At 66.7% G+C, this 25,087-nt stretch carries 21 protein-coding genes and 1 pseudogene; 4 read left to right on the plus strand and 18 right to left on the minus strand.

Going from position 1 to position 25,087, the window contains the following annotated elements; genetic code table 11:
- The first annotated feature begins 10 nt into the window (after window positions 1-10).
- Window positions 11-2,374 (plus strand): CHASE2 domain-containing protein, encoded by a 2,364-nt coding sequence (locus AC07Q9_RS11915; protein WP_495309541.1) that lies wholly within the window; start codon window positions 11-13, stop codon window positions 2,372-2,374.
- Between the two features lie 165 nt (window positions 2,375-2,539).
- Here the strand turns inward: AC07Q9_RS11915 and AC07Q9_RS11920 are convergent, their stop codons facing one another.
- A complete protein-coding gene (locus tag AC07Q9_RS11920) occupies window positions 2,540-3,997 on the minus strand; it encodes a GntP family permease (protein ID WP_489057111.1) in 1,458 nt (485 codons plus the stop codon).
- A gap of 188 nt (window positions 3,998-4,185) precedes the next feature.
- On the opposite strand from AC07Q9_RS11920, the gene AC07Q9_RS11925 reads away from it, so the two are divergent.
- The gene (locus AC07Q9_RS11925; protein WP_495309544.1) at window positions 4,186-4,992 is read left to right on the plus strand and encodes a transglutaminase-like domain-containing protein; all 807 of its coding nucleotides are present in this window, start codon (window positions 4,186-4,188) and stop codon (window positions 4,990-4,992) included.
- A gap of 450 nt (window positions 4,993-5,442) precedes the next feature.
- On the opposite strand, the pseudogene AC07Q9_RS11930 reads toward AC07Q9_RS11925, so the two are convergent.
- Window positions 5,443-5,700, minus strand: a pseudogene (locus tag AC07Q9_RS11930) (helix-turn-helix domain-containing protein); the annotation flags it as partial.
- Between the two features lie 356 nt (window positions 5,701-6,056).
- On the opposite strand from AC07Q9_RS11930, the gene AC07Q9_RS11935 reads away from it, so the two are divergent.
- Window positions 6,057-6,707, plus strand: a complete 651-nt coding sequence (locus AC07Q9_RS11935; protein ID WP_495309546.1) for a TetR/AcrR family transcriptional regulator — start codon at window positions 6,057-6,059, stop codon at window positions 6,705-6,707.
- On the opposite strand, the gene AC07Q9_RS11940 is transcribed toward AC07Q9_RS11935, so the two are convergent.
- From AC07Q9_RS11940 to AC07Q9_RS12015, 16 genes are all read right to left on the minus strand, one after another.
- Window positions 6,679-7,446 (minus strand): hypothetical protein, encoded by a 768-nt coding sequence (locus AC07Q9_RS11940; protein ID WP_495309549.1) that lies wholly within the window; start codon window positions 7,444-7,446, stop codon window positions 6,679-6,681. The two genes, AC07Q9_RS11935 and AC07Q9_RS11940, sit on opposite strands and share 29 nt — an antisense overlap.
- Window positions 7,447-7,469: 23 nt before the next feature.
- Entirely contained in the window at window positions 7,470-9,206 is a 1,737-nt protein-coding gene (locus AC07Q9_RS11945; protein ID WP_495309551.1) for a CocE/NonD family hydrolase, read from the minus strand.
- 15 nt (window positions 9,207-9,221) lie between these two features.
- On the minus strand, window positions 9,222-10,550 hold the full coding sequence (locus AC07Q9_RS11950; RefSeq protein ID WP_495309553.1) for an MFS transporter: 1,329 nt from the start codon (window positions 10,548-10,550) through the stop codon (window positions 9,222-9,224).
- Window positions 10,547-11,473, minus strand: coding sequence for an alpha/beta hydrolase (locus AC07Q9_RS11955; RefSeq protein ID WP_495309555.1), 927 nt, complete (start codon window positions 11,471-11,473; stop codon window positions 10,547-10,549). Before AC07Q9_RS11955 ends, AC07Q9_RS11950 begins: the two co-directional genes overlap by 4 nt.
- 128 nt (window positions 11,474-11,601) lie before the next feature.
- A complete protein-coding gene (locus tag AC07Q9_RS11960; protein WP_495309557.1) occupies window positions 11,602-12,465 on the minus strand; it encodes an NAD(P)-dependent oxidoreductase in 864 nt (287 codons plus the stop codon).
- Window positions 12,465-13,427 (minus strand): Bug family tripartite tricarboxylate transporter substrate binding protein, encoded by a 963-nt coding sequence (locus AC07Q9_RS11965; protein ID WP_495309558.1) that lies wholly within the window; start codon window positions 13,425-13,427, stop codon window positions 12,465-12,467. The genes AC07Q9_RS11960 and AC07Q9_RS11965 overlap by 1 nt, the downstream gene beginning before the upstream one ends.
- A gap of 23 nt (window positions 13,428-13,450) precedes the next feature.
- Entirely contained in the window at window positions 13,451-14,599 is a 1,149-nt protein-coding gene (locus AC07Q9_RS11970) for an alpha/beta hydrolase family protein (protein ID WP_495309560.1), read from the minus strand.
- Between the two features lie 10 nt (window positions 14,600-14,609).
- Window positions 14,610-16,280 (minus strand): GMC family oxidoreductase, encoded by a 1,671-nt coding sequence (locus AC07Q9_RS11975; RefSeq protein WP_495309561.1) that lies wholly within the window; start codon window positions 16,278-16,280, stop codon window positions 14,610-14,612.
- A 4-nt stretch (window positions 16,281-16,284) separates the two neighbouring features.
- Window positions 16,285-17,394 (minus strand): maleylacetate reductase, encoded by a 1,110-nt coding sequence (locus AC07Q9_RS11980; protein WP_495309562.1) that lies wholly within the window; start codon window positions 17,392-17,394, stop codon window positions 16,285-16,287.
- A 35-nt stretch (window positions 17,395-17,429) separates the two neighbouring features.
- On the minus strand, window positions 17,430-17,744 hold the full coding sequence (locus tag AC07Q9_RS11985; RefSeq protein WP_495309564.1) for a Dabb family protein: 315 nt from the start codon (window positions 17,742-17,744) through the stop codon (window positions 17,430-17,432).
- Window positions 17,745-17,748: 4 nt separating this feature from the next.
- Window positions 17,749-18,051, minus strand: a complete 303-nt coding sequence (locus AC07Q9_RS11990) for a YciI family protein (RefSeq protein WP_495309565.1) — start codon at window positions 18,049-18,051, stop codon at window positions 17,749-17,751.
- A gap of 24 nt (window positions 18,052-18,075) precedes the next feature.
- Entirely contained in the window at window positions 18,076-19,050 is a 975-nt protein-coding gene (locus AC07Q9_RS11995) for a sugar ABC transporter substrate-binding protein (protein ID WP_495309566.1), read from the minus strand.
- The gene (locus AC07Q9_RS12000) at window positions 19,047-20,060 is read right to left on the minus strand and encodes an ABC transporter permease (protein ID WP_495309567.1); all 1,014 of its coding nucleotides are present in this window, start codon (window positions 20,058-20,060) and stop codon (window positions 19,047-19,049) included. Before AC07Q9_RS12000 ends, AC07Q9_RS11995 begins: the two co-directional genes overlap by 4 nt.
- Before the next feature lie 58 nt (window positions 20,061-20,118).
- Window positions 20,119-21,105 carry an ABC transporter permease gene (locus AC07Q9_RS12005; RefSeq protein WP_495309568.1) on the minus strand — a complete coding sequence of 329 codons (987 nt, stop codon included), beginning with the start codon at window positions 21,103-21,105 and terminating at the stop codon, window positions 20,119-20,121.
- Complete coding sequence (locus AC07Q9_RS12010) at window positions 21,098-22,600, minus strand: sugar ABC transporter ATP-binding protein (RefSeq protein ID WP_495309569.1); 1,503 nt, start codon at window positions 22,598-22,600, stop codon at window positions 21,098-21,100. The genes AC07Q9_RS12005 and AC07Q9_RS12010 overlap by 8 nt, the downstream gene beginning before the upstream one ends.
- Window positions 22,601-22,626: 26 nt before the next feature.
- A complete protein-coding gene (locus AC07Q9_RS12015; RefSeq protein ID WP_495309570.1) occupies window positions 22,627-23,526 on the minus strand; it encodes an intradiol ring-cleavage dioxygenase in 900 nt (299 codons plus the stop codon).
- Between the two features lie 190 nt (window positions 23,527-23,716).
- Between AC07Q9_RS12015 and AC07Q9_RS12020 the strand changes: the two genes are divergently transcribed.
- The gene (locus AC07Q9_RS12020; protein ID WP_495309572.1) at window positions 23,717-24,670 is read left to right on the plus strand and encodes a LysR family transcriptional regulator; all 954 of its coding nucleotides are present in this window, start codon (window positions 23,717-23,719) and stop codon (window positions 24,668-24,670) included.
- Window positions 24,671-25,087 lie beyond the last annotated feature (417 nt).

Raw genomic sequence — 25,087 nt, forward strand, 5'->3', positions numbered from 1 at the left:
GGGCACGCGCATGCGCCTCGTCCTCGAACGGTTGCTGATGGCGCTGCTGCTGCCGCTGGCCATGCTCGGCCTGGCGCACCGCCCGGGCCTGCTGCAGCTGGATGCGTACATCCACGACCGCCTCCTGATCCTCGCCTCGCACCGGGCGTCGCCCGACATCCTGATCATCGCCATCGACGAGCACAGCCTGCGCGAACTCGGGCGCTGGCCCTGGAGTCGCGAGACCCACGCCCGCCTGCTCGAACGGCTCGCGCCGGCCGCGCCGCGCGCGGTGCTGCTCGACCTCTTCCTGACCGAGCCCAGCGCCGACCCGCGCGAGGACGCGCGCCTGGCGCAGGCCATGGGCCTGCTGCCCGTGTACCTGCCGCTGCTGCACGCGAGCCCCCTGGCCTTCACCAGCCACGAATGGCCGGGCTTCCTGCCGCCGCTGCCGGACTTTGCCGCCCAGGCCCGCGGCGTGGGGCATGCCGGCCTGGCGCCCGACAGCGACGGCGTGGCGCGCACGCTGTACCTGCTCGAGGGCTATCCGAACCAGCTGCAGCCCTACGTGGGCGCGCTGATGGCGCAGCGCGTCCCGCAGGCCGTGGCCGACCCCGAGGCGACGCCGGTCGACTGGCTGCGCCAGAGCCCGCTGCGCCTGCTGTTCGCCGGCCCGCGCGGCAGCTACCGCACCGTGCCCTACGTGAGCGTGCTGCGCGGCGAAGTGCCCGTCGAGCTGCTGCGCGACAAGCTGCTGCTCGTGGGCGCCACCGCGCCCGGCCTCGGCGACCAGACGCTCACGCCCAACGCCGGCATTCGCGGCGTGCTGCCCGGGGTGGAAGTGCACGCCAATGCCATCGACAACCTGATGCACGGGCGCAATGTGAGCGTGTCCCCCCCGCTGTGGCATGCGGCCTGGACCGTCGTGCCGCTGTGGATCGCGCTGTGGCTGCTGCTGCGCAGGGGCCGGCATGCGCTGCCGATCGCCGTCGGCCTGGCGAGCACTTGCCTGCTGATCAGCGGCGTTGCCATGCTGGCGTGCCACCACTGGCTGCCGCCCGCCGCGCCGATGCTCGGCCTGGCGATCCTCTACCTGCTGTGGAGCTGGCGTCGCCTGGAGTCGCAGTTCATCTACCTGCGCAAGCGCGCGCAGGTGCTCGATGCGCTCCCGGGCGGCACCTTCGAAGTCGTGCCGGCCCGTGCGCCCGAGCCTGCCGACCCGGCGGAGCATCCCAAGCAGGCGCTCGACCGCGCCATTGCACGCCTGCGGCGCATGCAGCAGCTGATGGACAAGGCCCTGCAGGCGATGCCCGTGGCCATGCTGATCTGCGACGAAGAGGGACGCATCGGGTCGGGCAACGCAGCGGCTTTCCGGCTGCTGGGCGGCAGCGCCATGCCGTCGCACGGCGACGACCCGACCCCGGCCGCGTTGCGCGGCGTGCGGCTGCCCGAGCTGATCGCGCCCCTGGCCGTGCCGCCCGCCAACGGCGCGCCGGCCCGCACGGACGCCGACCACTGGACCGATCGGCTGCATGGCGAGTACGTGACACCCGACGCGCGCGTGTTCCGCCCGGAGGCCGCGGCTTTCAGCGGCGACGCGCCCGAGGACCGCGGCTGGGTCGTGATGCTGCCCGAGCTCACGGCCGAGCGCGAGGCGCAGCGCCAGCGCGACGAATGGCGCCAGTTCCTGTCGCACGACCTGCGCAGCCCGCAGGTCACGATCCTCAGCATCCTCGCGATGAACGAAGCCGGCGATCCGTCGATGCGCACGGCGATCCGCCGCGAAGCCGAGCGCACCCTCGCCATGGCCGAAGGCTTCATGGATTTCGCGCTCGCCGAATCGGACGACTACCGCTTTGCGGACACGCACATCGGCGCCGTGCTGCTCGATGCGAGAGACCAGGTCTGGCACTACGCGCAGGCCCACGGCGTGCGCGTCGAAGCCCGCGTCGACGACGCCGCCGGCGACACCCTGCTGCACGCCGACGGCGCCCTGCTGACCCGCGCCATCGTCAACCTGCTGAACAACGCCATCCGCCACAGCCCGTCCGGCCGCAGCGTGGAACTGCGCATGGACCTCGCGCCCGGCGCCGCAGCCACCGACGCGGCCCGCGTGCGAATTTCCGTGGGCGACCAGGGCTCGGGCATGACGCCCGAACAACTCGACGCCCTGCTCCACGCACCGCGCGGCCGACGCACCCCGAGCACCGCGGACACCGCCGCCGGGGACACGAAGGGAACGGGCACACGGCGCATGGGCCTGGGCTTTTCGGTCGTGCGCGCGGTGGTCCAGAAACACCAAGGCACCCTCGGCGCGGAGAGTACGCCCGGCGTCGGCACGACCGTCTGGCTGCTGCTGCCCCTGCCCAGCGAGGGCCCTAGCACACCGAAGTGACGGGTTTTCCCAATCCGATGGGGACAATGTTGTGGAAAACCGTGTGTGCAGCGCGCGAAACCGTTGCCTGGCGGGGCCTGCAACACGGTGCCTGCGAAACAGGCAGCGACGCTGAAAAACCCGGAGAAATATTTTTCTCGGCGTTTTCGCCACACTTCCAACGGCTCAGAACGAGCCGAACACCGTCCCCAGCCCGATCACCGCCACCAGCGCCAGCAAGGCGCTGACGATGCTGACCATCACGATGTCGCGGTAGCTTTCGCGGTGCGTGCAGCCGCAGACCGTCAGCATCGTGACGACCGCACCGTTGTGCGGCAGGCTGTCGAGCGTGCCCGAGGCGATCACCGCCACGCGGTGCAACAGGGCCGGATCGAGCCCGATGGCCGCGGCCCGCGCCAGGTAGGTGCCGCCCAGGGCGTCGAGCGCAATCGTCAGGCCGCCCGAGGCCGAGCCCGTGAGCGCGGCCAGCACGTTGGTCGACACCGCCAGCGACACCAGCGGCCCGCCGCCGATGCCCAGCACGGCATCGCGCACCAGGCCGAAGGCCGGCATCGCCGCCACCACCGCGCCGAAACCGACCAGGCTCGCCACGCTGAGCACCGGCAGCGCGGCGGCATTGGCGCCCGCGCCGAGCGTGGCGCGCAGCGAATCGAGCCGGCGCCACTGGGTCGCGATCACCACCGCGATGGCGCAGGCCAGCGCGACCAGCACCGACCAGACCCCGCCCACCGCCGACAGCGACAGCCCGCCCCATTCGGGCGCGGCCAGGTACGCCAGGTTCGCGCGCGGCAGCACGACCAGCGACATCAGCAGGTTCACGCCGATGACCACCGCCAACGGCAGGAAGGCCAGCAGCGCACGCGGCGCCACCTCGGCGCGCCGGCTGTGCGCCATCTCGGCCGGATCGAACTCGCGCGCGGCGCTGGCGCGTTCGCGCAGCGTGGCGTCGTTCTCGAGCGCGGCCGGCGCCGCGCGTGCGCCATCGGCACCGAAGCCCTCGTTCGCGCGGCGCGCCCTCGCCTCCTGGCGCCGCAGCCATGCGAGGCCGAAGGCCAGCATCACCGCCGAGGCGATGAGCCCCAGCCCCGGCGCGGCGAACGGCGTGGTGCCGAAGAACGGCATCGGAATCGCGTTCTGGATCGCCGGCGTGCCGGGCAGCGACGACATCGTGAAGGTCGAGGTGCCCAGCGCGATGGCGGCGGGCATCAGGCGGCGCGGCACGCCCGCCTCGCGAAACAGCTGCTGCGCCATCGGCGCGAGCACGAAGAAGGCGACGAACAGGCTCACCCCGCCGTAGGTCACGAGCGCGCCGGCAAGCACCACGGCCAGCACCGCGTGGCGCGGCCCGAGGCGTCGCATCAGCACATCGGCGATGACGGTGATCGAGCCGCTGTCTTCCATGAGCTTGCCGAACACGGCGCCGAGCAGGAACAGCGGAAAGTACTGCGTCAGGAAATGCGCCGCGCTGCCCATGAAGGTGTGGGTCCAGTGCGCGAGCACGGGTTCGCCGCTCAGCAGCGCCACCAGCGCCGCGGCGGCCGGTGCCAGCAGCAGCACGCTCCAGCTGCGAAACGCCAGCCAGATCAACAGAAGGAGTGCGACGAGGATGCCCGACAAGCCCATTCTTGCGCCCTTGATGGAGCGGCCCACTCTAGCAGCCGGGCATGTCCCGGCGATCCCTGCGTCTGTCGGGCTTCGCACGCCATGAAAGCGCTGGAAGCCATCCTGCGCAAGGAGCGCCGACGATCCGTGAAGCTTGAAACCCGCCGCGAATTCCCGCGCACCCGCGAACGAAGGCGCATCATGGGCCGATGAACATCCACCTCGGCTTCGAGATCGCGTACCAGTTTCCCCGGCCGACGCCGATGATCCTGACCCTCAGCATCCACTACTCGCGCGCCTCGGACCTGCAGCGCCCCGACCACCTGCTCACCAACCCTTCCGTCGCCACCACCGCCTACCGCGACCTGTTCGGGAACTGGTGCACACGCCTGGTCGCGCCTGCGGGCCGCTTTGTACTGAGCACCGACACCGTGGTCCGCGACAGCGGCGCACCCGACGTCGTCGTGCCCTCGGCGCCGCAGGTGCCGGTGGAGTACCTGCCCGAATCCACCCTGCTCTACCTGCTGGGCAGCCGCTACTGCGAGACCGACCTGCTGCCCGACTTCGCCTGGCAGCGCTTCGGCAACGGCCCGACCGGCTGGGGCCGCGTGCAGGCGGTGTGCGATTTCGTGCACCACCACATCGAGTTCGGCTACCAGCACGCGCGGCGCACCCGCTCAGCCTTTGAGGCCTTCAACGAAGGGCAAGGCGTGTGCCGCGACTATGCGCACCTGGCGCTCACGCTGTGCCGCTGCCTGAACATTCCGGCCCGCTATTGCACCGGCTACCTCGGCGATGTCGGCACCCTGCCGCCGTACGGCACGATGGACTTCGCAGGCTGGTTCGAGGCCTTCCTGGGCGACCGCTGGTACACCTTCGATGCGCGCAACAACGTGCCCCGCATCGGCCGCGTGCTGATCGCGCAAGGGCGCGACGCCAGCGACGTGGCGCTGTCCAGCACCTTCGGACCCAACGAGCTGGACGGGTTCAGGGTGTGGTGCGACGAGGTGCAGTGACCTGAATCGCTTCTTGCACGCACGGGGTCGGGTCAGCCCACGGCGTCGAAGAACGGCAACTTGCGCGCGCGGCAACGCCTTGACCTCGATTTCTGCCCGCAGCGCTGCGCACGGTGGGCATGCTGTGGCTGCGCGGGTTGGCGCGCGCGCCGCTGGCGGATGCGCTGGTGTAGCTGGCGAGCGAGGCGGCTTGAGTTCAACCAGAGACACCGGTGGTCCCGGTGCCGTGCCCCGTGGAGGCGCTGGCTTTGGCTAGATCGCGCAGGCTTCCTTCGCGTGGACCTTCATGGAGGTCGCAAGGAATGCCTGGGAATGGGGGCTGGAGCGGGTGAAGGGAATCCTGTTGGATTCCATCGATCTCCGACCCGAGATTTCCATTGAATACTGACCCACCCGCTTTGTGAGCCTGAAGGCTTCACAGTGTGGATAAGTGCTTGGTGTTCTCCTTGTGTGGATCTGCCGCAGATTGCGCCGCTGTTTGCGCGATTTGGTTGCCTCGATCGCGAGCCAGGTCGCGAGCTTCTCGGCATAGGGATCGAGCTTGCTTGAACTCGTCCGCTTGGAGTAGCGCGGCTCTTCATCGCCGGCTCGCAGGTACTTCTTTACGGTGTTGCGAGACAGGCCTGTACGCCTGGCTATCTCGCGAATGGACATCTGCTCGCGCAGGGCCCAGCGTCTGATGACACTCAATGTCGCCACGTCTATCACTCCTAGGATCCCCTGCTTTAAAAAACAGCAGGGTAAGGTTTTACGTGGGTCAGTCTTAGACGGAAATTACTGCGTTAACTGGGTCAAACTTCGGCGGCAATCAACAGGCGTAGTGCTGTAGTGACCGAACTCGAATGGTCTGCGACGTTGCGACGAAACTGCGGCGGCAACTGAAGAAACGTTCACTTGGCGGGAGTGCCGAAGGTAGACTCCAAGCCAGATTAGACAGATGAACAGACTGTGCTGGATATCCATCCCCCTCCCCCGTCCGCCGCGTTGCCATGAAAGCGGCCCCACGGGCACCCAAGCCCGAGCGAACCCAAGCCGCCCCTGCGCGTCAGCCCGGGATCACGCGCGTGAACACGCGGCGCGATGGTGAAGGAACCCGCGAGCGGATACTGGATGCGGCCGAGGAACTGTTCGCGGCCCATGGCTTTCACGGGACCTCGATGCGCGACGTGGCCGAGGTGATCGGCTCTGGCATTGCGCTCGTCACCTACCACTTCGGCACGAAGGATGTGCTCTTCAGCACCGTGATCAAACGCCGCGCCGCCTACATGGCACACGAGCGGATTCTTGCGCTGGACGCGGCGCGGGCCCGGGTGCAAGGCGGGGCCTTGCCAGTGGAAGACCTCGTGTCGGGCTATGTGTGGCCCTTCGTCGAACGAAGCGTGGCCGGCGGCAAGGGCTGGAAGAACTACTCGCTGTTCGTCGCCCGCCATGCGAATTCGCCCGAGTTTTCGAAGGTTCTCAGCGAGCACTACGACCCGGTCGCCAGGCAGTACCTGAACGAGTTCGAGCGGACCTTCCCCGGCATGCCGCAGAAGGACCTCTACTACGCCTTCAGCTTCATGGTCGGGGCCATGGTCGCCACCGTAGCCGAGCCAGGTCGGGTGGAGCACCTGTCGTTCGGCCAGATCAAGGCAAGTGACGTCGAAGAGGTCTTCAAGCGAATGCTCCCCTTCCTCTCCGCAGGATTCAAGTCGCTCGTTCCGCAGCCTTCATAGCCTCCCGGAGCCAATGCGAGAACTCGCAGGCGAGGTGCCACTGATGTTCTCGGATCATGTGCTGGGGCACCGCCGAGGGAAACTCGACCATCAATCGCACCAGCGCGCCGTCCCCGTCGTCACGCATCTGGTGCCGGACGCCGCCCAAGGCCGTCCCATCCATCAGGCGCGCCGTGCCGACAGATTGATAGGGATAGGCCGGATCGCGCGGGGTCTTCACGCCCGATTCGTCGTCGAATCGCATGAAGAACCGGGCCGGGAAAGGTGAGCCTCCCGTGGTCTCAATGACCTCCAGCGTATCGCCGCGAGGCTCCAGCACATAGTGGTCAGGGCATGCCAACAGGTTGCTCTGCCGATTGGCCGGCGTGTCGTTGCGCATCAGATCGTCGATGGTGTCGAAGATCTGCTTCGCGCTGCAACGCGGCACCCTGACCTCCGTCACGCACTGCTTGCGGCGTCCGCCCGAAAAGAAGCCCGTGAGCTTCGAGACAAACCCCGCGATGCCGATGCCGCCGCTCAGCCCGTCACGCAAGCCCTGGCGGCCGCATTCCTCCTTGAGCCACAGCAATTCGGCGCGCAACGACGCCAGATCGTCTGGCAGCGGCTGGGCGTTCGCCTCGCGCTTGAGCATCCGCCTCAGCTTCGGCAAGACGACCCGCGCACGGCGGGTCTCCCAGTCTTCGACCTGAGCAGACGTCACCTGGGTGCCGTCGATTCTGATGTCCAGCGTGTCATTCATCGTTCACCTCGTCGAAGAAGGGTTCAGCGTAACGGAACGATGGGCAACAGCAAGTGCGGCTGCATCCCTTCGCCCGTGTGCAGCGTGGTCTGGCCGCCGAAGATGGCCGGGGGGCGGTCCTCGGAATCGTCGTGCAGGAAGGGACCGCATCCCTTCATGGGGTTCTTCACGTTTGACAACTGGCTCACCGGCCCCTCCTGTTCGTAGTCCCTGCCCTGCACGGTCAGGCCGATGCGCCACCCTGCGGGCACCACGATGCTGGTGGGCCAGATCTCCACATCCAGTTCCACCGGCTGGCCGGGCACCAGCGGCAGATCGCGCTGATGGGCATGGAACGGACGGTACGGCAAGCTGCGCGCCGGGTCCAGTTCGCGCCGCGAGGCGCGCAGCCACCCCTTGCCCACCGAGGTCATCGGGTCGAGCGCGCCCTGGAACACCTTCTCCTTGCCCTCCGGGTCGAACAGGTGCAGGACGAGGAAGAGGTCCGCGTCGGTGGTCGACGACGAGACGAAGAGCTTGCAGGCCATTGGCCCAGTGATCTCCGTCTCCTCTTTGAAGGGCGCAGACATGAAGCGGAGGCCACCGTTGCGCGTCGCGTCGAAGGCCGCCGTGCTTGCCTTGTCAGAGGGCGTGGACGACAGGGCCTTGCCCTCCAGATCGAGGTGCATCTTGGTCCATTGCGTGCGCGCCAGCGGCCATTCGCTTTCGGCGCGCTGAACGAACTTGTCCACGTGGCGCACGTTCAGCAGGATGGGCGGGCGCTGGTCCCAGCCGTTGTCTTCGCCCTTCAGGAAGTGACCGAAGAACTGCTTCTGCAAGTCCACACCGTACTTTGCGTAGAACAGCGTCCAGTGCTCATTGCCATGCAGCTCCAGCCATTTCTGCTCTGACGCGGCCCCCAGGAAGCCCTCGACGTTGCCGCGCAGGTGCAGGCCCTGCCCGCCCCAGTTGCCAGCGGAAAGAACGGGCACCGTCACCTGGTTCAGCTTCGCCCGACCCTGCGCGTAGAGCGCGTCGTCGTACGGGTGCGCTGCGGAGCGGCCTGCGACGTCCGCCCGGTTGGCCTTGAGCGTCTCTTCGCTGAACACCTCGTCGCCGCACACCGGCTTGCCCGTGATCTTGCTGACCGGCCCGCCCGCGCGCCCATGCTGGACGCTCCGGACCTGGAGCTCCTGCCAGTTCTTGCCGAAGGAGCACCGGATGCCACCGTGGAACGCGGACTCGCGGTAGGCGTCGCTGAAGCCTTCCCACGGGCAGATTGCGGCCAGGTGGGGCGGCTGCATGCCGGCGACGATCCACTGGCCGGCACCGTAGTACGAAATGCCGTTCAGACCCACCTTCCCGTTCGACCAGGGCTGCACGCCCGCCCACTCGATGCACTGGTAGTAGTCCTGGTTCTCGCGCGCCGAGAAGTGATCGATGAAGCCCGGGGAGCGCCCCGCGCCGCGCGAATCGACGCGCACGACCACGTAGCCATCCGGCACCCACTTCTCGGGGTCGCACACCTCCCACGACTGGTACTGGTTGGTGGAGCCCTCCAGCGCGTCGGGGTAGCGCGCGGCCATCAGGTCCCACGGTGTCTTGTAGCCCTCCTGGAAGGACAAGCCTTTGCCGTAGGGGCCATGGGTCATGAGGACGGGGTACTTGCCCGGCGCAAGGGGCCGGAAGACGTCGGCGCGCAGCACATTGCCGTCGTCCATTTCGATTGGCACGTCCCAGTCGATGGCCATGCCGTCGCGAATTTCAGTGGTGTAGTCCATGGTCTCTCCCTTGTTTCAGATGGCAGCCTTGGGCTGCCGCACAGCGAAGACCATGAGGACGGCCGCAGCGGCGTAGAGCCCGACGATGAAAAACAGGCTGGCGGTGTTGCTGCCTGTCGAGGTCCGCAGCCAGACGCCGATGGCGGGCGTCACGATCGGGGCGATGTTGGCAAGTGACGGAACGATCGCCAGGCCGACGGCGGCCTGCTCCCTCGGCAGGTAGTCTGCGACGTAGGCGTAGAACAGCGGCGTCATCGATGCCGTGCCGATGGTCGCGATCGACAGCAGGCCAATCGAACCCGGCACGCCAGGTGCCAGCACGGCAATGCCCAGCAAGCCCACCGCGATCAGTGCCACTCCGCCCACGAAGTGCCAGCGCCGCTCCTGGTGGCGGTCGGAGCTGCGGCTCATGAGCATCATGCCGACCGCGCCCACGATGTTCGGGATGGCGGCCAGCAGGCCGATCTGGAACAGGTCCTTCACACCCCAGCTGTGGATCAGCGTCGGCGTCCAGAACACCAGCACATAGACGGCGCCGAGAAACAGGAAGTTGATGAGCGAGAACACATAGAGCATGGGGTTTCGCAGCAGGGCCCGGACAGCGCCGCCGCCGTGGCTTCGGCGACCGGCCCCTGCGCCATCCCTGGCGAGCCGCTCGGCCAGCAGCCGCTTCTCTCCAGCGCTGAGCCACGGGGCCTGGGCAGGGCTGTCGCTCAGGCAGAAATAACAAAGAACACCGATCAGCAGGCAGGGCAGCCCGTTGGCGATGAACATCCACTGCCAGCCCTGGTAGCCCATGAAGCCATGGCCGAACTTCATCAGCGCGCCGTTGATCGGGCCGATGAGGATGCCCGAGATGACGGTCGAGGTCATGAACACCGCGATGGCCCGGCTGCGCCGCGCCGACGGATACCAATAGGTGAAGTACAGGACGATGCCGGGGAAGCAGCCCGCCTCGAAGGCACCGAGCAGAAAACGCAGCGTGTAGAACTGCCAGGGCTCTTTCACCCACGCCATGGCCGTGGCGCACGTGCCCCAGCACACCATGATGCGCAGCAGGGTCTTGCGCGTGCCGACCCGCTCCACGAACATGTTGCTCGGCACCTCGAACAGCAGGTAGCCGACGAAGAACATGCCCGCGCCAAGGGCGAAGACCTGGTCGCTAAAGTGAAGCTCACCCTTCATCTGGAGCTGGGCGAAGCCGATGTTCACGCGGTCGATGAAGGCAAAGCAGTAGACGATCAGCAGCAGCGGCAGGATGCGCCAGCTGATCTTGGCAAAGAGCGCCTTCTCTTCCGCGCTCTCTTCCATCACCGCGCCTTGAGGGAATGTGGTTGCTGTCATGCGGCATTCGCTCCCAGTTGCTTGGCGGCGAAGTCCGCCGCCAGTCCACCGGCAACCGCCAGATCGTCCTGCTTGGCATACAGGCTCATGTGCGACACCTTGGGCAGCACCGCCAGTTGCTTGCGTGCGCTGGGGATGCTGTTGAACACGGCAATCTCCAGGTCCCACAGCGTGATCTCATCGCCCTCGGCCACGATCATCAGCGTGGGCGTGTCATACAGCCGCTTGGCAAACGGTGCGACGTTGTAGGACAGCAGCAGCTCCGTCGATTCGATGGTGCTCCAGTGTTCGTGGCGCGGCGCCTCGCGTTCCTTGATGTCGTGAAAGATCGTGTGGATCGAGGGGAAGGGCCAGGTGCTCAGCTGCGTGAACGGCGTGAGCGACGACATCGGCATGCGCCCGCCCGCCGTGCCCGCCAGGGTGCGTTCGCGGCGGTCGGCAAGGAACAACTCGGTCAGTTCATGGAAGCGTTGCGAGCCATGCACGCGGCGCATGTTCTCGTAGCCATCGACCACGGGAATGTTGGAGATCACGCACTTCACGCGCGGATCGGTGGCGCCCACCACCAGCACGTGGCCGCCCGCATAGGAGATGCCCCACACGCCGATGCGGTCGGCATCGATCTCGGGCAGCGTCTCGCCGAAGGTGATGGCGCTCTTGTAGTCCTCGATCTGCGCCGCCGGGTCGATGTGCTGGCGCGGCATGCCCTCGCTGGCGCCCATGCAGCGGTAATCGAACATCAGCACCGCCACGCCCTTGCCCACGATGGTCTTGGCGTAGTGCGGCATGACGATCTCCTTCACATAGCACCAGCCCCCGCCCATGACCAGCAGGGGGAAGGGGCCAGGGCCGTCGGGCAACACCAGGTCGCCGCGCAGCTTGATGCCCTGGCTCAGGAATTCGACTTCTCGTTGTGTGCTCATTCTTTCTTGTCTCCTATGGTTGGTCTTTTCGGTCCAGGCGCACCGATCCCCCGAAGCGCCGGCAGCGCTTCGAAAAGCTCGGTGTGAGCTGTTGTGGGTGGTTCGGCGTTCGGACTGGGGCCAGGCCCTCAGGCCAGCCCCGCCGCCCGCTCGGCGCAGCGGATGACCGCCGCGTAGTCCGCGTCCGCATCGCCGTTGGCAGCGGCCGAATGCAAGGCCTGCTGGGTCATGGCCGTCTGCGGCAGTGACACCTTCAGTCGCTGGGCTTCATCGAGGATCAAGCCCACGTCCTTGCTCATCTGCAGGACGGTGAAGGTGGGCGTGTAGTCCCGCTGCGCCAGCTGCGCGGACTTGGCCTTGACAATGGGTGAGGCCACGGCGCTGTGCGTGAGCACTTCCCACATGTCCTCCCAGCGCAAGCCGCCCTTCTCGCCCAACGTGAGCGATTCGGCCAGCATGGCACTGGTCTGCGCGATCATCAAGTTCACCACCAGCTTCATCAGGCGGGACTGTTCGCCCTCCCCCAACCAATACTGCTGGGGGCCGAAGCGCGCGAGCAGCGGCAGCATGCGTTCGTAGGCGTCCTTCGGGCCCGAGACCAGCAGCGTCAGTTGCGCGGCGTCGGCCATGTGGTTGTTGCCGGACACGGTGGCGCGCAGGTAGACGATCTGCTGCCTCGCCAGCAGGTCGGCCACCCGCGCGGACACGGTCGGAGACACCGTGCTGGTGTCGATGTAGACCGTTCCCGGCCTCGCATGGCGAACGACTTCCTGCGCGACGTGCCACAGCGCGTCGTCGTGTGGCAGGGACGACAGCACCACCTCCGCCTCGGCGATGCCCACCGGCCCCTGCGCCGCCACCATGCCGAGTGCGACGGAGGCCTTCAGCCGTTCATCGCTGAGGTCTTCGACAGTCACTGCATGGCCCGCCGCGACGAGGTGCTTGCCCATCGGCAGGCCCATCTTGCCTGCCCCGATCAGATGCACTTTCATCAGTCACCCTTGATGCCCAGTTCAGGCAGTTCCTTCTTGAAGCGCGTCACCTCGGCTTCGAGCTGCTTCTTGAAATCCTGCGGCTTGGACATCACGACCTTGCCCTGGGTGAGCTTCAGGTTGTCCTGGTAGGCCTGCTGCTTGACTGCTTCGCCGATCTGCGCGTACAGGGCCTGCACCTTGTCGTCGGGCATGCCGCGCGGCGCCAGCATGCCGGACCAGGCAGGCACGTCCACGTCCTTGTAGCCCAGCTGCCGGAAGGTGGGCACGCCGGGAAGGTTCGGGTCCGGCTCCTCCGACGAGACGGCCAGCGCCCGCACGCGGCCGTCCTTGATCAGCGGGATGGCCGTCGAGGTGCCCATGAACACCATGTTCACGTGGCCGCCAAGGAAGTCCGTGAGTGGTGATTTGTAGGGCACGTGCAGCAACTTGAGGTTGGCGGCACGGGCGAACATGGCGCCGATGATGTGCGTGGTGTTGCCGTTGCCGAAGGAGCCGTAGCTGATCTGCTCGGGCTTGGCCTTGGCCGCGGCCATCAGGTCCTGGATGGTCTTGAAGGGCGAGTTGGCCTGCACCAGCAACACGAAGCCCGACGACTTGCCCACGATGGTGACGGGCGTGAAGTCCTTCACCGGGTCATAGGGCAGGTTGTCGTACAGCCCCGCGTTGGTGGCGTGGCCCGCCGTGGTGTACAGCAGCGTCAGGCCATCGGGCTTGGCACGGGCCACTTCCGACGTGCCGATGCGGCCACCCGCGCCTGGCTTGTTGTCGACGATCACGGTCTTGCCGGTGACCTTGGCCAAGCCCTCGGCCAACGCACGCGCGCCGGTGTCGAAGGGGTTGCCGGCGCCGATGGGCACGACGATGCGAATCACATCGGCCTGGGCAAAGGCGGCACCCGGCATGAGCGCCGCCGCCAACGCTGCGCCGGTGAGGGAGGAAATGAAGGTTCTTCTGGACATGGAGGTCTCCTTTTTTGCTGTGATCAAACGGTCTTCAAAACATCGGCGATCCAGTCCGCCATGGCGTTCGTCGCCAGGCTCATGTTCCCGATGCTGCAGTGCTGTTCTCCGCCTTCCTCGGCGGTGAAGATGCGCAGCTCCCTGCGCGGCGAGTTCACGCAGCCGTCGTAGGTCTTGCGGGCTTCCACGACGGAAATCTGGCGGTCGTCTTCGCCATGGGTGATGTAGATCGGCACACGGATGCGCTCCACCACGCCGTCCAGGGAGAAGCGGTCGATGACCTCGGCGCACGCCTCGATGCTGTCCTTGCCCAGCACCCACATGTTGTGCGCCATGTAGTGCGGCACCGAGTTCTGTGCCTGGAGCGTGCCGGCCATGCGCTTGCGAAAGCGCGTGGGCCAGTCGTGGTTCGCGCCCCAAGCCACGCAGCAGGCAAAGCGCGGCTCGAAGGCCGTGGCGCGCGGCGCGTGGTAGCCGCCCAGACTCAGCGCCATCATCCCGATGCGCGTCTTGTCGACGTCGGCGCGAGTTTCCAGGTAGTCGACGCATGCGCCTGCGGGAAGCTCCGCTTCCGGTGCGTTGTGCAGGCCGTTCTTGCGCAGCGCCTCGCCCACGCCGGGGTTGTCCACCAGCAGGATGGACACGCCGCGTTGCGACAGCATGGCGGGCAGGCCGCACAGGTACAGGTATTCCTTGACGCCGTCGAGCCCGTTGAAATGGACGATGCAGGGGGCGGGCTTGTCGGCGCTGCCGACCGACACCATCAGCGCAGGCAGGAAGGAATCGCCGAAGGGCACGGACACCTTCTCGCAATTGGCGCCGGCGCATTCGACGAACTTGCGGAAAGTCCACAGCAGCTCGTCGTACGCGGCCAGGCGCGGCGGATGGTCGTGCGCGGGAATGCGCTCCGCCGTGATGTACATGACGCAGGCGCGGCGGTACTTCTCGCCCGCCGAGAGCAGGTGCCCAGCCTTCTCGTCGACGGCCGCGGCCTGGGCCAGCTTGGCGCCCGCACCGGCCCAGGCCTGGAAGTAGTCATTGGCATGGGCCGAGTCGTCCTCCACGTCGCGCAGGGCGCGGCAGGCGCGATCGATCTCGTCCATGTTGGCGCCCGCGTCCAGCGCCATCGACAGCGCGAGGTTCCAGGAATAGACCTTGAAGTAATTGAACATGGTGAAGTCCTCAGTGACGTGTGGAGGTGCTGATGCGCTGCGCCGCCATCTCGGCCAGCATCAGCGTGGGAAGGTTGGTGTTGGCGCTGGTGATGGACGGCATCACCGAGGCATCGGCCACGAACAGGTTGCGGGCGCCGTGGACGCGGAAGGCGTCGTCCACCACCGCGAGCGGATCGCCCTCCTCGCCCATGGCGCAGGTGCCGACCGGATGGCCCATGGGCGAGAGGGACGACAGGATCTCCTCGTCGGAAATGACGCGCCCGCCGCCGCGGTGCGCAGCAGGCGCCCCGCTCTTGAACGCGCGACCGAAGATCGTGCGGCGCAGCAGGCCCGGCGAATTGGCCGCCATCTCCGCCGCCAGCGACAGGACCTTGCCCGCCAGCCCAGGACGGTTGAACTGGCTGATCGCCAGTGCGCCGGGGAGCAGGAAGGCTTCGTGGTACTCGGCCGCCACACGCGGATCGCGCAACAGCCGTTCGGTCAGCCGCGCGGCCTGGACCATGCGCGGCGCATCCTCGGGATCGGACAGGAAGCGGAAATTGATGTCCGGGTGAGCCAGTGGATCGGCGCTCTGGAGCCGCACATACCCGCGTGACTTGGGGGCATACAAGGCACTGCCCACCAGCGAGAAATCGGGCCCGAAAGACTCGCCGCTCACCCGCCCCAGCGCGAAGGTGAACAGGTCGCCCTCGGGTGCGCCGGGCCGGCGCGACGAGGCGCGCACGCCCGCGACCGCGAAGCGCCGCAAGCCGGCGGCCACCCGCTTGCCGCGCGGTAGCGTGAGGGCGAAGAACATGTACGGATGGTTCTGCAGATTGCGGCCGACGCCGGGGCGGTCCAGAGCCGTCGGAATGCCCAGCGCGGCCAGATCGGCGGTGAGCCCGACGCCGGAGCGCAGTAGCAAGGTCGGCGAATGGATGCCGCCAGCGCAGACGACGACATGGCGTGCCTGGTACTGGATGGCGACGCCGCCCCGGATGGCATCGACGCCCGTCACCGTGGCGCCGTTCATGCGCAGCCGCGTGACCTGGGTGTTGGGCACGATCTGCAGGTTGGGCCGCGCGCGCACGGCCGCCGTCAGGTAGCAGCCCGGCGTGGTGACACGCGCCTCGGCGTCGATGGCATTGGGCATGGCGAAGAAGCCATCGCCCGGTTGCTCGTTGATGTCGGGCACGAAGGGCAGGCCCGCACTGTGGGCCGCTTGCTCCATCGCACGCACGAACGCCGGCCACTCGGCCTTCGGTGTGCGGGCGATGGCGTGCGGGTTTCCGGCGCCATCGCGCCGGTCGCGGTCGTCTTCGACCTTGCGGAAGTACGGCAGCACGGCATCCCACGAGAAGCCGCGCGCCCCGGCCGCGCCCCACCGCGCGTAGTCGGAAGGCACGCCACGCAGCGCGAACAGGCCGTTGATGCTGGAGCCGCCGCCCATCACCCGTGCCTGCGGATACCGTGCGGGCGTGCCGCCGTCCCGGGCTGTCGCCGTGAGGCCATCCCAGAAATAGTGCGGGTTGAGGGTGGACGCGGGAAAAGGGTCCTGGATGTCCGCCGGCTCGCGGCCCGGCAGGATGTCGTCGCCCGCCTCCAGCAGCAGCACGCGGTGCGCGGGGTTCTGCGAGAGGCGCGACGCGATCACCGCGCCTGCAGTGCCGCCGCCGACGATGAGGAAATCGGGGTCCATGCGGTCAATGCTCCGGTCGCACGCCCGCCCAGGCGTTGTCAAGCAGTTGCTTCAGCGCATCGGCTTCGAGCGGACGCGGGTTCCAGTACGGGTTGGAGAGTGCCAGCTCCCGCACGCGTGCCAGCCCATCCTCGGGCATGCCGATGTCGCGCAATGCCGTGGGCGCACCCAACTCACGCGCCAGGTCGAACACGCCTGTGGCGGCATCCGGCGCACCGAGCGCGGCCGCAATGCGGGCCATGGCCTGCGGTGCGGCCGCTGCGTTGTAGGCCAGCGCGTGAGGCAGCACCACCGTGTGCGTTTCCGCATGCGGCAAGTTGACGCTGCCACCCAGCGTGTGGCACAGCTTGTGGTGCAGCGACATGCCGACATGGCCCAGCACCGAGCCGCACAACCACGCGCCATAGAGGCAGGCGCTGCGCGCCGCCATGTCATCGGGGGTGCGGTGGATGCCGCGCAGGCCCTGCGCCAGTGCGCGGATGCCCTCTTCCGCCATGAACGACATGACCGGGTTGCCGTCCTGCGCGTACAGCCCTTCGGCTGCGTGCGCGATGGCATTGATGCCGCTGACCACGGACATGCCGACAGGCAGGTGCTGCGACAGCTCCGGGTCGTACAGCACGGTGCGGGGCAACACGCGCAGGTCGCGTCCGGTCTTCTTCACGCCCGCCTCGGTGATGCCGTAGATCGGCGTCATCTCCGAACCGGCGTAGGTGGTCGGCACGGCGATGATCGGCAGCCCCGACTCCAGCGCAATGGCCTTGCCCAGGCCGACCGTGGAGCCGCCGCCGATGGCGACCGCGCAGTCCGCGCCGACTTGGCTGGCATGCCGCCTTGCCCGCCACGCCGAATCGATCGGAACGTGCATCTCGGCCCCGCTGAAGACACCCGCACTCGCAGAACCCAGCAGCGCTGATGCTGCTTCCGCCAGCGCAACCTGCTGCGGCGTGCAAAGCACCAAGGCTCGCCGCGCGCCGAGCGCTTCGACCTCTTGCGGGAGCCGCTGCAGGCTGCCCGGGGCGAACACCACGCGCGACGGCTGCGCGGTGAAGATGAAATCGCGTTCGGAAGCGCGAGATCTTTCGTGCGGGTTGATGATGTCAGGCTTGTTCATTAGAGCGTCGTGATTCAATTCAGTTGCGGATGGAACTACGCCGCCTCGCTCACGGCATAGTCCACCTGGTGGCGGCTGATGCGCAGGTCGCCGAGTTCGTCGCGCACCCGCAGATGCGCAGGATGCGTGGCATACGAGGCGAGCGACTCCTGGCTGTCGAAGACGCTGTAGAGCACGACATCACATGCGTAGCCGACGCGGCTCGAGTCCACGCCCACCTCCAGCTGCAGCATCCCCGGGATCTGGCCGCGCAGACCCTCGAATCTGCTGCGCAGGAACTCGATGGCGTGCGCCTTCTCCTGCGGCGACTCGCCGCGCAGGTTCCACATGACGATGTGCTTGATCGTCATGGGCTCAGGCTGGAGGAAAGCCGGCCTTCTGCGGCCACAGGTTGGTGAAGGGCAACACCGAGACGGTCTGGTACAGGCCAGCCTTGGTGAAGGGCTCGTCCGCCACCCAGCGCATGGCGGCAGCACGGTCCTCGAAGTCGATGGCCAACAGGCTGCCGATCATCGTCGTGCCGTCGTCTTCGGTCAGCGGTCCGGCAAAGGCTACGCGGTCGGCCACGGCCGCAAGGTAGTCCTTGTGCTGGGGACGCACGCGCTGGCGCAAGGCAGCCCCGTCCGGGCGGTCGATCAAGTGGAATGCGAATATCACGGGGTTCTCCTGGATGGCTCTGAATCAGGTCTTGACGGCGTCTTCCCACTTGGGACAGCTGCGCGATTCGACGGGCGTTTCGCCCTGCTGGTAGTTGGTCTTGTCGATCACCGTGGCGGGGAAGACGATTTCCTTCTGGACCGGCAGCTTGCGCAGATCGCGCACCGCCGTCATCACGGCCATGCATCCCTGCATGAAGCCGTTGTAGTCTCCGGTGGCCAGCATCTTTCCGGACTTGATGGCGTCGATCGCCTCCTTGGTGCCGTTGATACCGACCACCAAGGCCTTGCGATTGGCGCCGTCAAGCGCTTCGATGGCGCCCGCTGCCATGGCATCGTTCGCGGCGAAGACGCCATCGATCTTCGGATGCGACTGCATCAGGTTCTCCATCACCTGCAGTGCCTGCAGGCGCTGGTAGTTGCCAGGTTGCGATGCGAGCAGCTTGATGCCCGGCGCCTCCTTGACGGCTTCGTTGAGCCCCCGCACGCGGTCGATGCTCGTGAGCGCGCCCTTGACGCCTTCCAGCACCACCAGGTTGCCCTTGCCGCCCATGGCCTTGATCAGGTAGCGGCCCGTCTCCAGTCCCAGCTTGTAGTCACTGGCACCGACGAAGGCAACGAAGGTGCCGCTGTCGCTTCGGTCGGTGACGTTCACCACCGGGATCTTTGCGCCGTTGATCTTGGCGACGGCCGGCACCATGGCCTTGTAGTCGACCGGGGTGAAGACGATGGCATCGGGCTTCTTGACGATCACGTCTTCCACCTGGCTCATCTGTTCCGGAATGCTGTCCGGCTTGGTCGGCACATAGTGCGTGACCTTGGCGTTCAACTGCTTCGCGGCCGAATCGGCGCCCAACCGCACCGCCTGGAAGAACGGGTTGGTCTGGTTCTTGGTGAACACGGCGATGCGCTCGCCGCTTTGCGCGAGGCTGGGCGCAGCGCCGCAGACTGCCATCACGGCCAGCATGCAGCGGCCGACCATCTTCATGTTTGCTTTCATCGCTTGTCTCCTTGACGGGTGAGGTTGTCTAGAAATACCGCTGCCACCACGATCACGCCCGTGACGACGGGTTGCCAGTTGGCGTTGATCGCGAGCAGGTTCATGCCGTTGAGCACGAGGGTCAGGATGAGCGCGCCGATCAGCGTGCCGAACACCGATCCCACGCCACCGAACAGGGAGGTACCGCCGATCAGCACGGCCGCGATCGCCGGCAGGGTCAGCGCCTCGCCGATGTCGCCTTCGGCCGAGTTCAGCCGTGCCAGGAAGATCAGGCTGGCCAGCCCGGCCATCGCCCCGCTCACGGCATACACCAGCACGAGGCGGCGCTTCACCGGCACGCCGGACAGGCGCGCGGCTTCAGGGTTGGCACCGACCGCATAGATCTCCTGGCCCCACCGGGTGCGCTGCGCGAAGACCACGCCGACCAGCAGGAAAGCCACCATCAGGAACACCGGGATGGGAATGCCCAGCCAGTGGCCGCTGCCGACTGCGCGGAACGTGGCGGGGAAGCCGTGGATCGTCTCGCCTTTCATGAACCAGTAGGTGATGCCGTGGAGGATCCAGAGCATTCCGTAGGTCGCGATGAACGGCGGGATGCGGATCAAGGTGATCAGCAGGCCGTTGGCAATGCCGATCAGCAGGCCGCAGCCCAGGCCCGCGAACACCGCCAGCGCGATCGATCCCGTGGACTTCAACAAGGTGGCTGCCAGGCAGGCGCTCATGGCCACGTTGGCCCCCACCGAGAGGTCCAGGCCGGCCGTGAGGATGACCAGCGTCACGCCCGATGCCAGCAGGAACAGCAGCGCGGCCTGCCGCAGCACGTTCACGATGTTCGCGCCGGTGAGAAAGGCGTCGCTGGCCAGGCTCAGCGCCAGGCACAGCAAGCCGAGTGCCAGCAGGCGGAAGACGACGCTGCGCACCGGGTCCGGCAGCGAGCTCCACAGACCGCCCGACGCGTTCGGCGTCATCGCAGCAGCGGAGGATGGCGGTTGTTTCATGACGGTACTCATCGAGTGGCTCCCTGGGCGGACGCTGCCGCATCAAGTGCTTGGGGTTGAACTGCGCGGCTCATGACTGCTTTCCGCGGAGCGCATCGAACATCAGCGCAAAGATCACCAGAAATCCGATCGCTGCGACCTGGACGGCCGAGGTGACGCCCATCAGGTTCAGTCCGTTGCGCAGCACGCCGACGGCCAGCACGCCGATCAGCGTGCCCAGCAGCCAGCCCTTGCCCTTCTCGAACGACGTGCCGCCCACGGCCACCGCAGCGATGGCGTCGAACTCCATGCCGAGTGCAGCGGTGGGGTGCCCCGAGCTGATGCGTGCCGTCAGGAGCAGCGCCGCCAGCCCCGCCATCAGTCCGCCTATGACATACACCGCCACCAGGTAGAAGCGCGTGCGCACGCCCGCCAACCCCAAGGCCTCGCGGTTACCGCCGAGCGCAAACACATAGGCACCGAAACGCGTGTGGTAGAGCACGACATGGAAGACCAGGTAGGCGGCGATCGCGATCCACAGCGGGGACGGCACACCGAGCAGCGAGCCGCTGTAGAACATCTGCACGGTGTCGGGGATGCCGACCACGCTCTGCCCATCGGTCACGACCAGCGCGAGCCCCTGTGCCACGCCCAGCGTGCCCAAGGTCGCAACGAAAGGCGGGATGCCCAGGCGGGCAACCAGCGTCCCATTCAACAGTCCGAAGACCACACCGACGCCGAGTGCCGCCAGCAGTGCGAACACCACCCCGCCGGTCTTCACCGCCACCATCGCCAGCACCACGTTGGCCAGCGTGAGCACGGCGCCCATCGACAGGTCCAGCCCCTCGGTCGTGATGATCAGCGTCATCGGCAAGGCGATGAGCAGCAGGATGGTCGATTGCACCGCTACGTTCCTCAGGTTCGCGGTCTCGAGGAAGTTGTCGGTCAGCAGCGCGAAGGCCACGCACAGCACGGCCAGTGTCATGAGCGCGCCGCTGGCGCTCCCGCTGCGCCGCAGCCGGCGCATCAACTCGCGCATGCCGTGGCCGGCATCACTTGGAACGGTCAGTTCAGGCATGGTGCATTCCCAAAGTCAAAATGGCTTCTTCATTCATCTGGCTGCGCGTCAGATGGCCGGCGACGCGGCCTTCGCGCATGACGTAGGTGCGATCGCAGACGTTGACGATCTCCGCCAGCTCCGAAGAAATCATCAGCACCGCAGCGCCCTTCTTCACCAGCGAATCGATCAGCGCGAATATCTCGGCCTTCGCGCCGACGTCGATGCCGCGGGTGGGCTCGTCGAAGATGAAGAGCTTGGATTCCGCGCTCAGCCATTTGCCGATCACAACCTTCTGCTGATTGCCGCCCGACAGCACCTGCACGCGCTGTTGCGGACCCGGCGTGGCGATACGCATGCGCTGGATCAGTTCGCGCGCCTGCCGCGCCGCCTTCGCGGGTGAGAACCACCCGGACGGAAACAATCGCGGCAGGCTGGCCAGCACCAGGTTGTCACCCACGGAGCGCATGAGCGCGAGCCCTTGCGTCTTGCGGCTTTCCGGGATGAGCGCAGCGCCCAGCCGGCGCGCGTGCGCGGGCCCACCGCTCTGGCGTTGGCCGAAGATCTCGATGCTTCCGGCGTCGATGGGATCGGCGCCGAAAACGGCGCGCGCGACCTCCGTGCGGCCGGAGCCCACGAGCCCGGCCAACCCGACGATCTCCCCGGCTCGCACCTCAAGATTGATGTCGTGAATTCCGCTGGGGGCTGTGACCCCCTGCATCCGCAGTGCAAGCTCGCCCGGCGCCCGGCAGTACTCGCGTGCGTAGGACATGTCGACCTTCCGGCCGACCATCAGGCTCACCAGTTCGTCCGGCTCGGTTTCACCGGGCATGCGAAAGCCCACCTTCTTTCCGTCGCGCAGCACCGTGATGCGGTCACCCATCGAGAAGACCTCGGCCATGCGGTGGCTGATGTACACCATTGCCACGCCTTGCTGCTTGAGCATGTCGATCATGCGGAACAGCTTCTCGGTCTCGTTGTCCGAGAGCGCCGCGGTCGGTTCGTCGAGCACCAGGATGCGGGCGTCCTGCGACAGGGCCTTGGCGATCTCCACCATCTGCTGTTGCGCCACGCCTAGGGTGGCCACCAGAGTGTCGGGGTGTAGCGCCATGCCGAGCTGGTCCATGATCACCCGCGCCTGCTGGCGCATCTGGACATGGTCGACCGCGCCCGGGAGGCGGCCCTTCGGCTCGCGGCCGAGAAAGATGTTCTGGGCCACGCTCAGGTAAGGAACCAGCGTGAACTCCTGGAAGATCACGGCGATGCCCAGCCGCTGCGCGTCCGCCGCGCCGGAGATCGTGACGGACCGTCCTTGATGGAAGAACTCGCCCGCGTCGGCCTTGTGTGCGCCGCACAGGACCTTCATCAGCGTGGACTTGCCTGCGCCGTTCTCGCCCAGCAGCATGTGCACCTCGCCGGGGTAGAGCTCGAACGAAACGTCGTCGAGGGCCTGGACGCCGGCAAAGCGTTTGCTGATGCCGCGCAGTTCCAGCAAGGGGGGATCAGAAGGTGTCATTGCGTCTCCGGTCTTTGTGTCGCTGCTCATGACCGCGGCGGCAGGCCTTGCGCCAGGCTCAAGTTCCCGTCGGGGTTGAGCACGAACTCGAAATCGAGCGTGTAGAACGGCACCTCGCTGCGCGTGCCATCAGGCGTGATGCCCGGTGGGTGTTCGACCCAGTCCGCGATGAGCGAGGAACGCACACCGAAGACCGCATCCGAGTCGAGGTAGCGGTCACCATTGCGGAAGACGTGCGTGATCAGCCGCTCGTAGCCCGGCGCCGTGATCATGAAATGCAGGTGCGCCGGACGCCACGGATGGCGGCCGAGCGCCTCGAGCATCTTGCCGACCGGGCCGTCATGCGGAATCGGATACGCCACCGCGCGGATGGTCTTGAAATGGAAGCCCCCTGCGGCATCGGCGTTCAGCGTGGCGCGTGCGCGATGCGGCTCGTTGTCGCCGTACTGCACGTCGTAGTAGCCCGCCTCGTCGGCTTGCCACACCTGCAACTCGGCGCCGGGAACTGGTCGACCGTCCAGGCCGGAGACGGTGCCACGCACGAAACAGGGCTCGCCCTGCGCGCCGTTGGCGACGTCGCCACCCAACGCGACCCGCGGGGAATCCTCGACATGGAAGGGACCGAACACCGTGGACTCGGTACAGCCTTCGGGCTTCCTGTTGTTGAGCGCGGTCACCAGCATCGAGAGACCCAGGGTGTCCGACAGCAGGATGAACTCCTGCCGTTTTTCGGTGGTGATGTGCCCGATGTCAGTGAGAAACTGGATGCCCTTGAACCATTCTTCTTCGGTCAGCGCCGTCTCGCGGGCGAAGGCATGCAGGTGCTGGACCAGACTGGTCATCAGCTCTCGCAGCCGGGCATTGCCCGCATTCGCATGCGTGCCGATGACGGCTCGGGTGATGTTGTCTTCGTCGAGGTTTCGCACGCCTGTCTCCGTGTGTGTGGCAGTGCTTTTAGTTTATACAGTTGATAAAAGTAAAATAGATGGGGCTTCCGGAAACGTCATTTCCGGAAAGCGGAAATGCAAGGGTTTTCCCGATACGTGGATGCATCCGGTGGACGACGATCAACCGAGGTCGCGGCCGCAGAGCGAGCGAGTGAGCAGGAGACAAAGAATGGATCGCTGGACAGAAATGGAGCTGCTGGTGCAAACGGCCGAGCTCGGCAGCATGTCGCGCGCGGCGCAGTCGCTGGGCCTGTCGAACGCGGCGGCCAGCCGGCACCTGGGGTCGCTGGAGAAGCGGGTCGGTGCCCGGCTCATTCAGCGCAGCACGCGAGGCCTCTCGTTGACGGAGGTGGGGCAGAACTTCTATCAAAGCTGCAAGAGTGTGCTGGCCGATGCCAGGGAAGCGGAGGCCGCCGCCAGCGCGACCGTGCTCAACCCCACTGGCACCCTACGCCTCACCGCATCGCTGTCGTTCTCGGTGCATCACATCGCACCGCTGCTGAAGGAGTACACGAACCGCTACCCGAACGTGAACGTGCACGTCGAGGTGTCCAACCGCTACTACGACCTGATCGACAACAACATCGACGTGGCGATCCGCACCCGCGAGTTCGAGAACGACTCCAGCATCACCATCCGCCGGCTCGCCTCCACGCGCCGCATCCTGGCGGCATCACCCGGCTACCTTGACGCCCACGGCGCCCCCCGTACCGTCGAGGAACTGGCGAACCGCCCCGTCCTGCTCTACACCTACAGCAACACCCCGAACGAGTTCACGTTTCGCCGAAGCGACGAAGTGCGGACACTCCACGTGAAAGGCCTGCTCGAATCGAACGACGGCCAGGTGCTGCGCGCAGCCGCGCTCGACGGCATGGGCATCCTGGTACAGCCAAAGTACATCCTGTATGACGACCTGGTGGCCGGACGGCTCGTCTCGGTGCTGGACGACTGGGACCTTCCGCGGCTCACGATCAACATCGCCTTCCAGAGCCGGCGGCATGTGTCTGCCAAGGTGCGCACCTTCATCGACTTCCTGGTGGCGCACTTCGAGCGGATGGAGTACGACCGGAAGTGGACTAGCTTTGATCGAGCCCCTGGATATGGCCACAGCGGAGCCGACTGACCGAAGCAGGAAAGGCGCGACACCTTTGTCAACTTCATGCCAGGCGCCAAGCGATGACGATGGCATCGACATGAGTCCCTATTCCCGCCGGTTGGTCGCTGCAATGCGACGATCACAAGAATACTCGCAAGTGGCGAAGCGCATGCTGCCAGCTCGTCGGCACCGCAGGCCCCCGAGGGCGGGTTTACCGCGGAAGCAGACTTCAGCGTCGGCACAACCAATATCTGCAATCAGTCTGAAGCAAGCATCGACAACGATGGCGTACGACATCGTTTGCATGCACTGAGCCAGCGGGAACTCAACCGCTGAGAACCCCCTATTGCCGCTGGCTTTTCGGAGTGCAGTGTCTCGTGTTTCACGCCACCGGCTCTCCCGGGGCCGATCTGGTATGGCGGCGTGGATTGCCCATCTTCAGCA

Source organism: Variovorax sp. GW821-FHT09A10 (assembly GCF_059418385.1).

Bases quoted from the DNA above. Each gene is read 5' to 3' on its own strand.
- AC07Q9_RS11985 (WP_495309564.1), bottom strand. From the start codon at position 17,744: ATGACGATCAAGCACATCGTCATGTGGAACCTGCGCGGCGAGTCGCCG.
- AC07Q9_RS11955 (WP_495309555.1), bottom strand. From the start codon at position 11,473: ATGAGCACACAACGAGAAGTCGAATTCCTGAGCCAGGGCATCAAGCTG.
- AC07Q9_RS12020 (WP_495309572.1), top strand. From the start codon at position 23,717: ATGGATCGCTGGACAGAAATGGAGCTGCTGGTGCAAACGGCCGAGCTC.
- AC07Q9_RS11980 (WP_495309562.1), bottom strand. From the start codon at position 17,394: ATGAACAAGCCTGACATCATCAACCCGCACGAAAGATCTCGCGCTTCC.
- AC07Q9_RS12000 (WP_495309567.1), bottom strand. From the start codon at position 20,060: ATGAGTACCGTCATGAAACAACCGCCATCCTCCGCTGCTGCGATGACG.
- AC07Q9_RS11940 (WP_495309549.1), bottom strand. From the start codon at position 7,446: ATGAATGACACGCTGGACATCAGAATCGACGGCACCCAGGTGACGTCT.
- AC07Q9_RS12005 (WP_495309568.1), bottom strand. From the start codon at position 21,105: ATGCCTGAACTGACCGTTCCAAGTGATGCCGGCCACGGCATGCGCGAG.
- AC07Q9_RS11965 (WP_495309558.1), bottom strand. From the start codon at position 13,427: ATGTCCAGAAGAACCTTCATTTCCTCCCTCACCGGCGCAGCGTTGGCG.
- AC07Q9_RS11945 (WP_495309551.1), bottom strand. From the start codon at position 9,206: ATGGACTACACCACTGAAATTCGCGACGGCATGGCCATCGACTGGGAC.
- AC07Q9_RS12010 (WP_495309569.1), bottom strand. From the start codon at position 22,600: ATGACACCTTCTGATCCCCCCTTGCTGGAACTGCGCGGCATCAGCAAA.
- AC07Q9_RS11995 (WP_495309566.1), bottom strand. From the start codon at position 19,050: ATGAAAGCAAACATGAAGATGGTCGGCCGCTGCATGCTGGCCGTGATG.
- AC07Q9_RS11975 (WP_495309561.1), bottom strand. From the start codon at position 16,280: ATGGACCCCGATTTCCTCATCGTCGGCGGCGGCACTGCAGGCGCGGTG.
- AC07Q9_RS11960 (WP_495309557.1), bottom strand. From the start codon at position 12,465: ATGAAAGTGCATCTGATCGGGGCAGGCAAGATGGGCCTGCCGATGGGC.
- AC07Q9_RS11920 (WP_489057111.1), bottom strand. From the start codon at position 3,997: ATGGGCTTGTCGGGCATCCTCGTCGCACTCCTTCTGTTGATCTGGCTG.
- AC07Q9_RS11970 (WP_495309560.1), bottom strand. From the start codon at position 14,599: ATGTTCAATTACTTCAAGGTCTATTCCTGGAACCTCGCGCTGTCGATG.
- AC07Q9_RS11915 (WP_495309541.1), top strand. From the start codon at position 11: ATGCGCCTCGTCCTCGAACGGTTGCTGATGGCGCTGCTGCTGCCGCTG.
- AC07Q9_RS11950 (WP_495309553.1), bottom strand. From the start codon at position 10,550: ATGACAGCAACCACATTCCCTCAAGGCGCGGTGATGGAAGAGAGCGCG.
- AC07Q9_RS11925 (WP_495309544.1), top strand. From the start codon at position 4,186: ATGAACATCCACCTCGGCTTCGAGATCGCGTACCAGTTTCCCCGGCCG.